This window comes from Fictibacillus nanhaiensis, from assembly GCF_036213205.1.
Classification (GTDB): domain Bacteria; phylum Bacillota; class Bacilli; order Bacillales; family Fictibacillaceae; genus Fictibacillus; species Fictibacillus nanhaiensis_E.
Window position 1 is genome coordinate 1 of the sequence record NZ_JARMFC010000012.1, and the last position, 14,013, is coordinate 14,013.

Annotated in this window: 13 protein-coding genes and 2 riboswitches; of the genes, 10 read left to right on the plus strand and 3 right to left on the minus strand. The window is 37.7% G+C overall.

The window, feature by feature from the left end; genetic code table 11:
- Window positions 1-148: 148 nt before the first annotated feature.
- A riboswitch (SAM riboswitch) is annotated at window positions 149-254 on the minus strand.
- Between the two features lie 212 nt (window positions 255-466).
- The 6 genes from P4V41_RS13090 to P4V41_RS13115 all read left to right on the plus strand — a co-directional run bounded on the left by P4V41_RS13090 (window position 467) and on the right by P4V41_RS13115 (window position 7,816).
- Complete coding sequence (locus P4V41_RS13090; protein ID WP_328085466.1) at window positions 467-1,366, plus strand: sulfite exporter TauE/SafE family protein; 900 nt, start codon at window positions 467-469, stop codon at window positions 1,364-1,366.
- 42 nt (window positions 1,367-1,408) lie between these two features.
- Window positions 1,409-1,513: riboswitch (SAM riboswitch) on the plus strand.
- 113 nt (window positions 1,514-1,626) lie between these two features.
- A complete protein-coding gene (locus P4V41_RS13095) occupies window positions 1,627-2,940 on the plus strand; it encodes a homocysteine synthase (protein WP_328085467.1) in 1,314 nt (437 codons plus the stop codon).
- Between the two features lie 131 nt (window positions 2,941-3,071).
- A complete protein-coding gene (locus tag P4V41_RS13100) occupies window positions 3,072-3,857 on the plus strand; it encodes a polysaccharide deacetylase family protein (protein WP_328085468.1) in 786 nt (261 codons plus the stop codon).
- A 280-nt stretch (window positions 3,858-4,137) separates the two neighbouring features.
- Complete coding sequence (locus P4V41_RS13105) at window positions 4,138-4,872, plus strand: GntR family transcriptional regulator (protein ID WP_419181313.1); 735 nt, start codon at window positions 4,138-4,140, stop codon at window positions 4,870-4,872.
- A gap of 43 nt (window positions 4,873-4,915) precedes the next feature.
- Window positions 4,916-6,454 carry a gluconokinase gene (gene gntK, locus P4V41_RS13110; protein ID WP_328085558.1) on the plus strand — a complete coding sequence of 513 codons (1,539 nt, stop codon included), beginning with the start codon at window positions 4,916-4,918 and terminating at the stop codon, window positions 6,452-6,454.
- Window positions 6,455-6,469: 15 nt separating this feature from the next.
- The gene (locus tag P4V41_RS13115; RefSeq protein WP_328085470.1) at window positions 6,470-7,816 is read left to right on the plus strand and encodes a GntP family permease; all 1,347 of its coding nucleotides are present in this window, start codon (window positions 6,470-6,472) and stop codon (window positions 7,814-7,816) included.
- Between the two features lie 75 nt (window positions 7,817-7,891).
- On the opposite strand, the gene P4V41_RS13120 is transcribed toward P4V41_RS13115, so the two are convergent.
- A complete protein-coding gene (locus tag P4V41_RS13120) occupies window positions 7,892-8,260 on the minus strand; it encodes a MerR family transcriptional regulator (RefSeq protein ID WP_328085471.1) in 369 nt (122 codons plus the stop codon).
- A 109-nt stretch (window positions 8,261-8,369) separates the two neighbouring features.
- Between P4V41_RS13120 and P4V41_RS13125 the strand changes: the two genes are divergently transcribed.
- From P4V41_RS13125 to P4V41_RS13135, 3 genes are all read left to right on the plus strand, one after another.
- Window positions 8,370-9,131, plus strand: coding sequence for an SDR family NAD(P)-dependent oxidoreductase (locus tag P4V41_RS13125; protein WP_328085472.1), 762 nt, complete (start codon window positions 8,370-8,372; stop codon window positions 9,129-9,131).
- 69 nt (window positions 9,132-9,200) lie between these two features.
- Window positions 9,201-9,377 (plus strand): hypothetical protein, encoded by a 177-nt coding sequence (locus P4V41_RS13130; RefSeq protein WP_328085473.1) that lies wholly within the window; start codon window positions 9,201-9,203, stop codon window positions 9,375-9,377.
- A gap of 135 nt (window positions 9,378-9,512) precedes the next feature.
- Window positions 9,513-10,220: a DUF421 domain-containing protein gene (locus tag P4V41_RS13135; protein ID WP_328085474.1), complete on the plus strand. Its 708-nt coding sequence runs from the start codon at window positions 9,513-9,515 to the stop codon at window positions 10,218-10,220.
- 84 nt (window positions 10,221-10,304) lie between these two features.
- Here P4V41_RS13135 and msrA read toward each other — a convergent pair whose 3' ends face one another.
- The gene (msrA, locus tag P4V41_RS13140; protein ID WP_328085475.1) at window positions 10,305-10,829 is read right to left on the minus strand and encodes a peptide-methionine (S)-S-oxide reductase MsrA; all 525 of its coding nucleotides are present in this window, start codon (window positions 10,827-10,829) and stop codon (window positions 10,305-10,307) included.
- 149 nt (window positions 10,830-10,978) lie between these two features.
- Here msrA and P4V41_RS13145 point away from each other — a divergent pair, with 149 nt between their 5' ends.
- Complete coding sequence (locus tag P4V41_RS13145; protein WP_328085477.1) at window positions 10,979-12,811, plus strand: terpene cyclase/mutase family protein; 1,833 nt, start codon at window positions 10,979-10,981, stop codon at window positions 12,809-12,811.
- On the opposite strand, the gene P4V41_RS13150 is transcribed toward P4V41_RS13145, so the two are convergent.
- On the minus strand, window positions 12,805-13,920 hold the full coding sequence (locus P4V41_RS13150) for an endospore germination permease (protein ID WP_328085478.1): 1,116 nt from the start codon (window positions 13,918-13,920) through the stop codon (window positions 12,805-12,807). The genes P4V41_RS13145 and P4V41_RS13150 overlap by 7 nt on opposite strands.
- Window positions 13,921-14,013 lie beyond the last annotated feature (93 nt).

Consider the following 14,013-nt stretch of genomic DNA (forward strand, 5'->3'; position numbering starts at 1 on the left):
GACATGTGAGACACCTAAGGACACAAAGTGTCGAGGTGGCTCACCGCAAGCCCCCAGGAAAGCGAGCATTCTGGAGCGGAAATCAACTACTTTCAAGAGCAATAAAAAAACCTTCCCATTTCGGAAAGATAGTGGAGGTAAACATATTACCTTATCTTCCAAAATGTAAATACATTCTGCTGGAGTTAGCACCTTACAAATCGCAGGTTGCCGGGTTTCATCGGGCCAGTTCCCTTCACCACTCTGGATAAGAGTTTAAATTTTATAAAATCATACCATATCTGAAGTGGATATCAAGACCTATTTTTTCATTTTTCTATTTTTACAAAAAATTTCAACAAACAGTTGACTTTTTATGTTTTAGAAACATATAGTATTAACTAAAATTTAATCCGTATCGCTGATCGGAAAACCGAAGGCTCTTAACATCACTTGTTAAGGGCCTTTTTATTTTGAGGAGGAAGTTATGAAAAAGTTAATTGTATTAGCTTTAATTGGACTATTTGCACAGCTGATCGATGGTTCACTAGGTATGGCTTATGGTGTTACTTCTACATCACTGCTCTTAGTAGCGGGCATTGCTCCTGCGGCTGCATCTGCTTCCGTACATCTTGCGGAAGTCGTAACGACTGCAGCATCCGGCGCTTCACACATTAAATTCGGAAATGTTGATCGGCAAGTTGTTCTTCGCTTAATTCTGCCGGGTTCTATCGGCGCTTTTGTTGGTGCTTGTTTTTTAAGCAACCTGCCTGGAGATTTTATAAAGCCATATATCTCTATCTTTCTAATTATCCTTGGAATTTATATCTTATATCGTTTTCTGTTTAAACTTGGAGAGAAGAAAGCAACAACAAATGGTAAACCCTTTACAAAGAAACAACTTATCCCACTTGGATTATTAGCAGGATTTCTAGATGCAACCGGTGGTGGTGGCTGGGGTCCAGTCACCACTCCGGTCCTAATGGCAAAACAAGATATGAAAACCAGAAAGGTGATCGGCTCAGTAGATACAAGCGAATTTGCTGTAGCTGTTTCTGCTTCAATCGGATTTTTTATTGCTCTCGGATGGGAACAAGTAGAATGGTTATGGGTAGGAGCGTTAATGTTAGGAGGAGTGGTTGCGGCTCCCATTGCTGCATGGCTAGTGCGCCTCATTCCTTCTCACATACTAGGGGTACTAGTGGGTGGATTGATTATTATCACCAATACCCGCACCCTTCTTCATACTCTAGGTGTTTCACATAACATGTTGTTCTCGATCTACTTTGTACTTGCTGCGTTTTGGGCGGTTGGAGTTATCTATGCAGTTAAAAGTAATCCTGAAAATAAAAATACGAAATTTTTTAATAATTCTGTTGACTATTGAAAAGGACGTATGTATTATAAATCTTAATTCAATATTCAAATCTTCTTATCCAGAGAGGCTGAGGGACTGACCCTATGATGCCCGGCAACCAGCGGAAACGCATGGTGCTAATTTCAGCAGAACATTCAATGTTCTGAAAGATGAGACTTCGATCGGGTGAAATCATCGGGACCTCTTCTTTTGGAAGAGGTCTTTTTTTCTGGGATAAGTTGAAACTGAATGCGATTGGATATAAAAAAAACATGAGGAGAGATTAGAAAATGACTGATCAAAATGCAGAAAGACAGTACGGGTTTGAAACGATTTCTTTACATGAAGGTCAAAAAGTAGATCCTACTACAGGAGCTCGCGCTGTTCCGATCTATCAGACCACTTCTTATCAGTTCAATTCAACAGAGCACGCAGCGAACTTGTTTGCCCTAAAAGAATTCGGAAACATATATACTCGTTTGATGAATCCAACGCAAGATGCGTTTGAGCAGACCATCGCGAAGCTTGAAGGCGGTGTTGGTGCACTTGCTCTTGCATCCGGTCAGGCTGCCATTACGAATGCAATATTCAACATCGCTGGCTCAGGTGATGAAATCGTAGCTTCTACCTCTTTATACGGTGGAACGTATAACCTGTTCTCTGTTACTCTCCCCAAGCTCGGCATCCATACACAATTTGCTGAGATAGATAATCTTCAATCGTTTCGAGATGCTATTACAGAAAAAACAAAAGCGGTTTACATCGAGACAATCGGAAATCCGAAAATAGATGTTGCAGATATTCAAGCTATTGCTGACATCGCACATGATTCGGGGGTACCTCTTATTGTTGATAATACATTGGCAACTCCTTACCTTTGTCGTCCGATCGAACATGGAGCGGATATCGTCGTTCATTCTGCAACAAAGTTCATCGGGGGACATGGTACTTCTGTCGGTGGTGTTATCGTAGATTCTGGAAAATTTGATTGGAGCAATGGGAAATTCCCTGGTTTGACTGAGCCAGATCCAAGCTATAAAGGAATTGTGTATACGGATGCATTTGGTCCACTTGCTTATATATTAAAAGCACGTGTTCAGCTGCTTCGAGATTTAGGTTCGTCTATCGCACCGTTCAACTCCTTTCTATTCATTCAAGGATTGGAAACACTTGCCCTTCGTATTGAACGTCATGTTGAAAATACATTGAAAGTAGCCAAGTTCTTAGAGAGTCATTCATCTGTAGATTGGGTAAATTACGCAGGACTTCCGAGCAGCCCTTATTATGAACTCGCCCAAAAATACCTTCCAAAAGGCGCCGGTGCGATTCTTACATTCGGAGTTAAAGGTGGAGTAGAGGAAGGTAAAAAGTTGATTGAAAATGTTAGCATCTTCTCTCACCTTGCAAACGTTGGAGATTCAAAATCATTAATCATCCATCCAGCTAGCACCACTCATCAACAATTATCTGAAGAAGAACAAAGAAAATCTGGGGTGAGTCCAGAACTAATCCGCCTTTCAATCGGAATTGAAACAGTAGATGATTTAATCTATGACTTAGACCACGCTCTAAAAGCGATCTCACTTTCTCCAAGTGGATTATAAATCAATGTTTAAGCTGTTCAAAGAATCCTTTGAGCAGCTTTTTTTGTTGCAAGCTGCCAAACGTTATGTGTAATAAATGAGTTTCTCCATACAAATACTAATGGTAACAAATTTTAGAATGAGGGCTCAATATGTCTACCATTGTAAGAGTGATTGTTTCCATGTTTATATGTCATATTCTTTTTTCCGTCCCTCGGGTATATGCAGGTGTTGTAAATCGTTTTGAAGTAGAAAAATATGGTGATGTAATCTGGGAAGTTCCTACAAATAAGAAACAAGTAGCGATCACATTCGACGATGGACCAGACCCAGTATACACGTCACAAATCCTAGATGTGCTAAAAAAAGAAGGTGTTCATGCAACGTTCTTTCTGATTGGTAAACGGGTTGAGAAATATCCCCATATTGTTAAAAGGGAACTGAATGAAGGACATGAGATCGGAAATCATACGTATAATCACCCTAGTTTTCATGCAATTTCAAGGCATAAAGTTGTAGATGAAACAAGAAAGACAGAGCACCTTCTAGACCCTGCTCACCATACTGATTATATAAAGTTGTTTCGTCCTCCAGGCGGAACGGTTACAGAAAACAGTTTAAAAGTTTTAAAAAAAGAAGGTTATAAGATTATTTTATGGTCTTGGCACCAAGATCCTCGTGACTGGACAAATCCAGGTGCCGATAGGATTGCAAGGCATATTCTGACAAATCTAAAGAATGGCGATATCATCCTTTTACATGATTCTGGTGGGAACCGAAGTCAAACAGTTGCTGCACTAAAAATCATTCTTCCTAAGCTCAAACAAATGGGATATGAAATTGTAACGGTTGATGAACTATTAAAAATGCACCCACGATATGATGAGTTTCACGAAACTGAAATGAAGAAAGAAGAAGTGCCTTTATTAATTGAATAGATAAAGAAAAGAACAATCTCTTCATTATTAAGATTGTTCTTTTCTATGGGCTGTTTCCGTAACTTCTGTTGTTTATGAAAGTTTGTGAAGCACCAATTCGTTCTATAGTAATGACTAACACACCTGTCCCCCGCCTTTACAGCTCTCTCCGCTTTTAATTAATAAAATCATTCATCTCTATGTCTGTTTTTTTACGATTAAATAAAAGCGCTTGCATTTTATAATCACTATACTATAATACTTGTATACAAGTATACTCGTTCTACAAAAGGAGGTTATTATGTTGAACGATACGAATGATTTTCTTTATCCTGAAAAGTGGCTTTCCAAAGCTTCTACTGGTGAACGTGTCGCGTGTGAACTAAGAATGAGGATTATCTCGGGACTGATTGAAAGCGGTACCACTCTTTCTGAAAATAAATTAGCTGCTGAATATAATGTGAGCCGCTCTCCTATACGAGAAGCACTTAAGGTTCTATCGAATGAAAATTTAATTCGTTTAGAGCGAATGGGTGCAGTTGTGGTTGGCTTAACTGAAAAAGAAATAGAAGAAATTTATGATGTTCGGTTGCTTATTGAGACGTTCGTGTTTGAACGACTTGTTAAAAACGACACCGCTCAAGTAGTTAGAGAACTCACAAAAATATTTGAGATGATGCAAATTGCAATTAAGTACAAAGATGCTGATGAGTTTGCTCTTCAGGACGTCTTGTTTCATGAAACAATCATTCGATCTATCAATCATTCTTACATCACAATGATCTGGAATAACACAAAACCAGTTATGGAAAGCTTCATTTTATTATCCATGAGAATGCATTTTAATGAAAAGTATGATGACCTATCTCGAATCATGAAAAACCATGAACTCTATATTGATGCGATCTCATCAAAAAATAGAGAGATCATGATTCAATCACTTCATCAAAATTTTGATGATGTTCAAGGAAAAGTAGATGATTTATGGATGTCACAACAAATGCTATCGAAAGCAAGGGAGCAAGAAAAGGAGTAAATAAATGACAGATATCGACGGTACACAACATAGAAAAAGCTATATGGTAGGAGTCGACATCGGAACTACTAGTACTAAAGCAGTTTTGTTTAATGAAAACGGAGAAATTATCTCACAAGAAAATATCGGGTACCCGCTTCACACGCCTGATATTTCTACAGCGGTACAAGATCCAGAAGAAATTTTCCGAACGGTTTTGCAAACCCTTACAAATGTTATCAAACGTTCCTCTATTCAATCTAGCGCTATTTCGTTCATTTCATTTAGCAGTGCCATGCACAGCGTGATTGCAATGGATGAGGATGATCAGCCATTAACACCTTGCATCACATGGGCAGATAATCGGAGTGAAGCTTGGGCACGAAAAATAAAAACTCAACTTAACGGTCATGAGATCTATAAACGCACGGGTACACCGATTCACCCGATGAGTCCATTAAGTAAAATCGCTTGGATCGTAAATGATCAGCCTGAAATCGCAGCAAGAGCTAAAAAGTATATTGGGATTAAAGAGTTCATCTTTCAGCGCCTATTTAATGAATATGTTGTAGATCATTCTCTAGCCTCAGCGATGGGGCTGATGAATCTGAAAAGTCTGGATTGGGATGAAGAAGCTTTACGTGTTGCAGGAGTTAATCGTAATCAATTATCTACCCTAGTCCCTACAACAACGATCTTCAATGATTGTCAACTAGATATAGCCAAGCAGATTGGCATAGATCCGAAAACACCATTTATCATTGGAGCAAGTGATGGCGTGCTGTCAAACCTTGGTGTAGATGCGATTGGTAAAGGCGAAATAGCAGTGACAATTGGTACGAGTGGTGCTATACGTACGATCATTGATAAGCCGCAAACAGATGAAAAAGGCAGAATTTTTTGCTACGCACTAACAGAGAATCATTGGGTCATCGGTGGGCCTGTTAACAATGGTGGTGTTGTCCTACGTTGGATTCGGGATGAATTTGCTGCTTCAGAACTTGAAACAGCAAAGCGACTAGGAATAGATCCTTATGAAATTCTAACTAAGATAGCAGAACGTGTGCGACCTGGAGCTGACGGTTTATTGTTTCACCCTTATCTCGCTGGTGAACGCGCTCCACTTTGGAATTCAGATGTTCGAGGATCGTTCTTCGGTCTAACGTTGTCTCATAAAAAAGAACATATGATAAGGGCTGCACTCGAGGGTGTCCTCTATAATCTATATACCGTGTATTTGGCTTTAGTTGAATGTATGGATGAACCTGTTAGCAGAATCCAGGCAACTGGAGGCTTTGCTCGATCAGAAACATGGCGGCAGATGATGTCAGATATTTTTGATACAGAGGTAGCGGTACCAGAGGTTTACGAAAGTTCTTGCTTAGGTGCATGTATTTTAGGGTTATATGCAACAGGAAAAATAGAATCATTTGAAGCGGCTTCAAAAATGATCGGGAGTACTCACACTCACTCTCCAAATGAAGAAGCTGTACAAGAATATAGAGAATTGTTACCCATCTTTATCAGTCTTTCAAGAAAACTTGAAGAAGATTATGCACGTATTGCAGCGTACCAAAGAAGTTTAATTCATAGAGAAAATTAATCAGGGGGATTTATCATGCCATTATTTATCGTAGCTTGTGGAATTTTAGCATTGTTATTATTGATCATGTATTTCAAATTAAACACATTTATTTCTTTAATCATCGTATCATTTGGTGTTGCATTAGCTCTAGGTATGCCACTTGGGGAAATTGTTAAATCGATTGAAGCAGGTTTAGGTGGAACACTTGGACATTTGGCGTTAATTTTTGGTCTAGGTGCCATGTTAGGTAAGCTAATCGCTGATGCCGGTGGTGCACAGCGAATTGCAATTACCCTTATAGAAAAATTCGGTGAAAAGAAAATCCAATGGGCGATAGTTGTTGCTTCGTTCATTATTGGTATCGCTTTATTCTTTGAAGTAGGTTTAGTTTTATTAATTCCAATCGTATTTGCCATTTCAAAACAATTACGCGTTTCTATTCTTTATCTAGGTATTCCAATGGTAGCAGCTCTTTCAGTAACACACGGATTCTTACCTCCTCACCCGGGCCCTACTGTAATTGCAGGAGAATTTGGTGCTAATATTGGCGAAGTATTACTTTATGGATTTATTATTGCGATTCCTACAGTTATTCTAGCAGGACCAATATTTACAAAGATTGCAAAGAAAATTGTTCCTGACTCATTCAACAAGACAGGAAACATTGCTTCACTCGGCGAACAAAAAGTATTTAAATTAGAAGATACACCTTCATTTGGTATCTCAGTGTTTACAGCTATGCTTCCTGTTATATTAATGTCTATCGCTACTGTAATCACACTTATACAGAACACAATGGGTATTGATGACTCAAAGACATTTGAAATTATTCGTTTTGTTGGTGATGCTTCAACTTCCATGTTGATTTCTTTACTTGTAGCCGTTTATACGATGGGATTAGCAAGAAATATACCGATTAAAACGGTTATGGATTCATGCACGACAGCTATTACACATATCGGAATGATGCTATTAATCATTGGTGGAGGCGGTGCCTTCAAACAAGTATTGATCAACGGTGGCGTTGGTGATTATGTAGCAGAATTGTTTAAAGATACAACATTCTCTCCAATCTTACTTGCATGGATTATTGCAGCCATCCTTCGAATCTCTTTAGGATCTGCAACAGTTGCCGCATTAACAACAGCGGGTCTAGTTATTCCGTTATTAGGTCAGACCGATGTTAACCTTGCGTTAGTCGTACTTGCAACAGGTGCTGGTAGTTTAATAGCATCACACGTTAATGATGCAGGTTTCTGGATGTTCAAAGAATATTTTGGCTTAAGTATGAAAGAAACGTTTGCGACATGGACACTATTAGAAACCATTATCTCAGTTGCCGGATTAGGCTTTATACTATTATTGAATCTATTTGTATAACAAATGTAAGAAATCCCTATCGATTTATGCTCGATAGGGTTTTTTCTGCGTCATTTAAATAGCACCTTATTATGTCTAGCTGAAATCTTGTTTCCGAAGATATTCTTCATATGCTGATATCTTTTTACGCAACATATCATCAATTTCCATTAATACTTGTATCTGATTCTGAACATGATCTTGGTGATTTTTTAATAAGCTCAGTCTCTTATGAGTAGTTTGCTCTCCTTGTACAAATAATGAAGCATATTCCCTAATCTGAACAAGCGGCATTTTTGTTTCTTTAAGTTTAATGACAAAACGCAGCCATTGAACATGAGATTCTGAATAACGTCGATCACCTTGACTCGTTCGTTCTGGTGTAATGATTTTTTCTTTTTCATAATATCGCAGTGTATGGGTACTAATATTAAGGAGTTTAGCAACTTCTCCAATGGTATACATGTTTTATCACTCCAACTGATATCTAGTTCCTTGACTTAGAGTTTACTCTAATCAGTATAATAAAATTCAAGAACGATTACCAAAACAATAAATCTAAGGAGTGTCATTAATGAAATACACAGTGATCACGGGAGCGAGCTCTGGAATTGGATACGAAACAGCACTTGCATTTGCTGCTAGAGGTAAGAATTTAATTATTGCAGCGCGGAGAACAGAAGAATTAGAGCATCTTAAATCAAACGTTCTGTCTATGTATCCAGATCTCGATGTTATTGTTTTCACAGTTGATCTATCAATTACATCTAATGCACATGATTTCTACGAAAGTCTTAAGAATTATGAGATTGAAACTTGGATTAACAATGCGGGCTTTGGGAACTTTGCTTCAGTTGGAGAGCAAAATTTATATAAAATTGAGACGATGCTTCATTTAAACATTGAAGCTTTAACTGTTCTTTCTTCACTTTATGTTAGAGATTATGCCAATGTTGAAGGAACACAACTTATCAACATATCTTCTGGCGGAGGCTACACGATTGTTGCAGATGCTGTAACGTATTGCGCATCCAAATTTTATGTGAGTGCCTTTACAGAAGGACTTGCCCAGGAATTAAAAAATAAAGGACAAGCCATGCAAGCTAAAGTATTGGCTCCGGCTGCTACTGAAACAGAATTTGCGAAGCGTTCCATGGACCTTGAGGAATTTGAATATGAAGGTGCTATGCCAAAATACCATACAGCTAAAGAAATGGCAGGGTTTTTGATTAGCTTATATGATAGCGAAAAAGTGGTAGGTATCGTTGATGGAGAAACCTATGACTTCCATCTAAAAGATCCGATTTATCCATATGTATCAAGACAAAAAAACTAGTCACATCATCTGGTTCTTGTTGTGATAGACTGAACACAAGTAAAAGAAACTCCTTCTGGAGGAATGCCCATGTATACAAGTGAGATAAGAAAAAAGAACCATGATCGAAAAAATGTGAACACTACTTTGAGTCATTCGTTATATACGGAGATTAAAGCATTAGCTAAAAAGCTTGATAAACCAGCTAATGAACTTATTGAAGAAGGTATGGTTCATGTGTTAAATCAATATAAGAAAAACAAATAATGAATTACAAAAACGCACTGGATTATTCCTGTGCGTTTTGTAAATTTCTTAAAGAAAATTTTCGTCTTAAACTACTATAAGTTGGATAGAAAGGATAATGTACCTTAAATATAGATTCTATTGGATGTGGCACACGTGAATCCTTATGCTGATGTTATTATTCGATCCATAATCGCCTTTTTTTCCATATTTCTCGCTGCACGTATATTAGGTAAACAAACCGTATCAAGAATGACAATCTTTGACTTTATCGCTGTCGTCACGCTCGGTTCAGTTACAGCAAACTTAGCATTTGCTCTAGAAGTAAAAGCACGTTATATCTTTCTCGTGTTTTTTATCTTTGTTCTTCTGATCTATCTTTCTGCTTTCCTTTCATTAAAGAGTAAAAAAGCTCGAAAGTACGTAGCAGGAGATCCTACTGTAGTTATTGAGAACGGAAAAATATTAGAGCATAACATGAGAAAAATGCGTTACACCCTTGATTATTTAAATCAACAGCTAAGACAGAAGGATATCTTTTCAATCGAAGATGTTGACTATGCACTCGTTGAGAATAATGGACTTCTCTCTGTAAAGAAAAAAGAAGCGCACCTTGCTGTTACCCGTAAAGACTTACATATCTTTAAACAAGAAGTGAAGCTTCCTGTCGAGTTGATGATGGATGGTGAGATTCTAATAAACAACTTAAAAGAAAATAATATCTCTAAAGAATGGCTGCTATCAGAACTCAAGAAACGTAATCTTACAATTGAAAGTGTAGTATATGCACTACTTACTACTAGCAATAAGCTGTATATAGATATTCATGATGATAAACTACACTCTCCTATGGATATAGAATAATCCATTCCATTACATTCTTTGCTTTAAAAGTTACTTTTTAATTGAAGTCTCTTTTAAAGTTAACATAATAATATTATAGTTTCCTTACTTCCAGTTTTGCTCAATGAAATTGTCTCTGCCTGATGTTTCCCGCTCTTCTTTATATGCTTTTGGGTTTTTCTTGTAAAAATCTTGATGATACTCTTCAGCTTCATAAAAAACGCTTGCTGGTAAAATTTCTGTAACAATCGGCTTTTTGAACTTTTCGCTTTCTTCTAAGTTCTTTAAAGATTGTTCAGCAAGTTCTCTTTGTTTTTCAGTATGATAAAAGATCGCGGTTCTATATTGAGTTCCACGGTCGATAAACTGACCTTCATCATCCGTTGGATCAATTTGCGGCCAATACAGATCTAACAATTTTTGGTACGAAAAAACCTCCGGATCAAATGTGATTTGAACCGCTTCACGATGCCCTGTCTCACCCGTTTTAATCTGTTCATATGTTGGATTTTCAAGCTCACCACCTGTATAACCAGATACGATACCATGAATGCCAGGGAGCTCATCGAACGGTTTAACCATACACCAGAAGCACCCTCCAGCGAATGTTGCTAGCTCTTTGTTACTCAAAATCATTCCTCCTAAAAACAAAAACTAAATGCATAACAAGATTTTATCGTGATAGATGAAAAAAGAACAGAGATTGCACTTCCCTGTTCATAGGATAACCCATTTGCTTCATACACTGTAAGCACTATGGATAAAGTGCGGTGAGAAATTTGAACTTTAAAGAAATTGAATCAGAAATATACAAACGATGTAATGAGCTTCTATCTCTCCAAAAAACGGATGGGACTTGGCGTTTTTGTTTTGAGAATTCTTTAATTACAGATGCTTACATGCTCATTTTATTACGAAACATAGATTACAAAAATGAAAACCTTATAAAAAGGATTGCCGATCGGATCCTTTCCAAACAGTCACAAGATGGTTTATGGCGTGTATACCCTGATGAAGAGCCTGCGAATTTGTCAGCGACTATCCAAGCCTATACAGCTCTTATGTATTCCAAGGACCACTCACAAACTGAAGAACAACTTCAACACGCCAAACAATTCATCATAAATAATGGAGGATTAAAAAATGCTGACCTCTTAACAAAAGTCTTTTTAGCCATGAACGGTTTATATCACTGGCCAAAGCTGCCGATCGATCCAGCCATTCTCTTTTCACTGCCCCTTACTTCTCCCATTACCCGTTATGATATTAGCAGCTATGCTAGAGCCCACTTTGCTCCTGTACTGTTGATGATTGAAGGTAAAAAGAAAATAACTTCAAGCTATACACCTGATTTATCCGTACTAATAGGAAAACCAGACCAAGGTACTAACATAGAAGATTGGATAAATCTATTCTCCTTGTTGAACATTAGAGACTCTTACATGAAAACGAAGAAAGACAACATTATGTCTTATATACAAAATCATATCGAACCAGATGGAACACTTCTTAGTTATGGGTTAACCACGATTTTCATGGTGTATGGTCTGCTTTCAGAAGGATTTGATCAATCATCACCCATTATTCAAAATGCTCTGAAGGGATTAATGAAGATGTTTTATGAGGTTGATGGAACATTACATCTGCAGAATTCACCTTCCACTACATGGGATACGTCTCTTATTCTGTATACATTGCTAGAAGCGGGTGTGCCAAATACAAACGCTCACATATTAAAAGGAGCGAGATTTCTACTTACTCAACAACAGAATAAATATGGTGATTGGTCTGTTCATAATCCAGATGCAACCCCAGGTGGTTGGGGCTTTTCAATTGGTAATACACAGCACCCAGATCTTGATGATACTCAAGTAGCACTCCGTACGATCGCGCAATACTGTAGCATCCCCACTACTTATTATTCAAGCTATGAAAAAGGGCTTGCTTGGCTTCTGTCTATGCAGAACGATGACGGTGGATGGGCAGCGTTTGAAAAGAATACAAATCGTTATCTAATTGGAAGCCTGCCCATTAAGCACGCCAAAGACGCTCTGATCGATCCTTCCACTCCAGATATTACAGGCAGAACTTTAGAGTTCTTAGGAAATCACCATGGCTTTGATCTAAGTCATCTCTCAATAAAAAAAGGTGTGAGCTGGCTACTAGCCAATCAGGAGTCAGATGGTTCATGGTATGGACGGTGGGGAGTTTGTTATCTTTATGGGACGTGGGCTGCCGTTACAGGTTTAATCGCATGTGGTGTTCATCCGGATGTTAAAGAAATTCAACAAGCGAAAAATTGGTTGCTATCTATACAAAATGAAGATGGAGGTTGGGGTGAATCATGTAAAAGTAATTCTAAGAGAAAGTATGTTAGCTTAAACAAAAGTACACCATCTCAAACAGCTTGGGCGCTTAACACATTAACGGCAATCTCTGATCAACCTGATCTCTGTATGAAAAGAGCTGTTACATGGCTGCTATCTAAACAAGAAGGAGCCAGCTACCCAACTGGAGCCGGCTTGCCTGACGCTTTTTATATCCAATACCATAGCTATGATAAAATTTGGCCGTTACTTTCACTCTCACACTTTTATAAAAAGTATTATTGAGAAGAATCATCTGCATGCTGATCGATATTCTTATCTTTCTTTCGCAAAATACCTATACCTAAAACAACAAGTAAAATCAGATATAAGGTTAACCACCATAGCGTCCAATTGCGTCCTACAAAATCCGTGAATTCCATTGCATTCGTATGGATGTGGTTACTCAAAGCCCAGATTAATAATCCAGCAGGCAGTAAAAAAGGATGATAGTTCGGAAACTTAGATAGATGCTGTAACCCCTTCAATGCTGTAAATAAACAAATAACAATCTTAACAAGGATTCCAAATATCCATACAACACCAATGATAACTTCTACCCTCTCAAAAATATTTATGATAGAAATATCTCTCATCAACTCATATGTAGGATAACTTTGCCTTTTGACCATATAAGCTCCTTCAACACCTACAGCAATAAATACGGTTAATATAAGAGCTAATCCTCCAAACAGGATACCAGCAAGATAATTTTTTGAGAGTTTATCTTTGTTTTTCACATATGTGAAAACGCTCCCTAAGAGAATAATCTCAATAAAAGGAAAACCTGTCGTTGTGTATGCGCCTTGTGAAATTTTTAACATCCCTTGTTCAAAAAAAGGCTGCAGGTGTGAAAATCTGAACTGATTCGTAGTAAGGGCTAAGGAACAAATAAAAAAGAGAATCATAAAAGGAGTTAAGAACTCATTGACTCGACCGATGTTATTTAATCCATAAAAGCAGGAATATGCTGCAAGTAATATGATCATAATCTGAAAAGTCCATGGACTTGACTCTGGTATAACGTTTGAAATCATAAAGTTACTAAGATTTCTAACCACGTAGGAAGCTAAATGGAGCGCATAAAAGATGATTATGATATTTAATATAGTACCAACCACCTTACCTCCAGCTACTTCGGTTATACGAAAAATAGAGCGAAACTGATATCGTTTCAGAATCAATATCCATGTTAAATTTAAGAGTAAACCGATTATTACCGCAAACAGCATTGAAATCCACGCATCCTGATTTGAGAAAAAAGCTGTTAAGTTTGGCGCCATTAATAAGGAACTACCCAATATAAAACTGATTACGATTAAAACAAGCTGCCATCGATTGATAGTATGGTTCATGTTTACCCTCCAAACATCAGTTTATAAAGTGGTGAATATATGGCATCAATCCATTCAGAAAAAGGTAGCCATTGCTTATTAGAGAGGAATGTT

Excerpts from the sequence above, each read along its gene's own strand:
- P4V41_RS13090 (WP_328085466.1), top strand. The coding sequence starts at position 467 with ATGAAAAAGTTAATTGTATTAGCTTTAATTGGACTATTTGCACAGCTG.
- P4V41_RS13095 (WP_328085467.1), top strand. The coding sequence starts at position 1,627 with ATGACTGATCAAAATGCAGAAAGACAGTACGGGTTTGAAACGATTTCT.
- P4V41_RS13100 (WP_328085468.1), top strand. The coding sequence starts at position 3,072 with ATGTCTACCATTGTAAGAGTGATTGTTTCCATGTTTATATGTCATATT.
- P4V41_RS13105 (WP_419181313.1), top strand. The coding sequence starts at position 4,138 with ATGTTGAACGATACGAATGATTTTCTTTATCCTGAAAAGTGGCTTTCC.
- gntK (WP_328085558.1), top strand. The coding sequence starts at position 4,916 with ATGGTAGGAGTCGACATCGGAACTACTAGTACTAAAGCAGTTTTGTTT.
- P4V41_RS13115 (WP_328085470.1), top strand. The coding sequence starts at position 6,470 with ATGCCATTATTTATCGTAGCTTGTGGAATTTTAGCATTGTTATTATTG.
- P4V41_RS13120 (WP_328085471.1), bottom strand. The coding sequence starts at position 8,260 with ATGTATACCATTGGAGAAGTTGCTAAACTCCTTAATATTAGTACCCAT.
- P4V41_RS13125 (WP_328085472.1), top strand. The coding sequence starts at position 8,370 with ATGAAATACACAGTGATCACGGGAGCGAGCTCTGGAATTGGATACGAA.
- P4V41_RS13130 (WP_328085473.1), top strand. The coding sequence starts at position 9,201 with ATGTATACAAGTGAGATAAGAAAAAAGAACCATGATCGAAAAAATGTG.
- P4V41_RS13150 (WP_328085478.1), bottom strand. The coding sequence starts at position 13,920 with ATGAACCATACTATCAATCGATGGCAGCTTGTTTTAATCGTAATCAGT.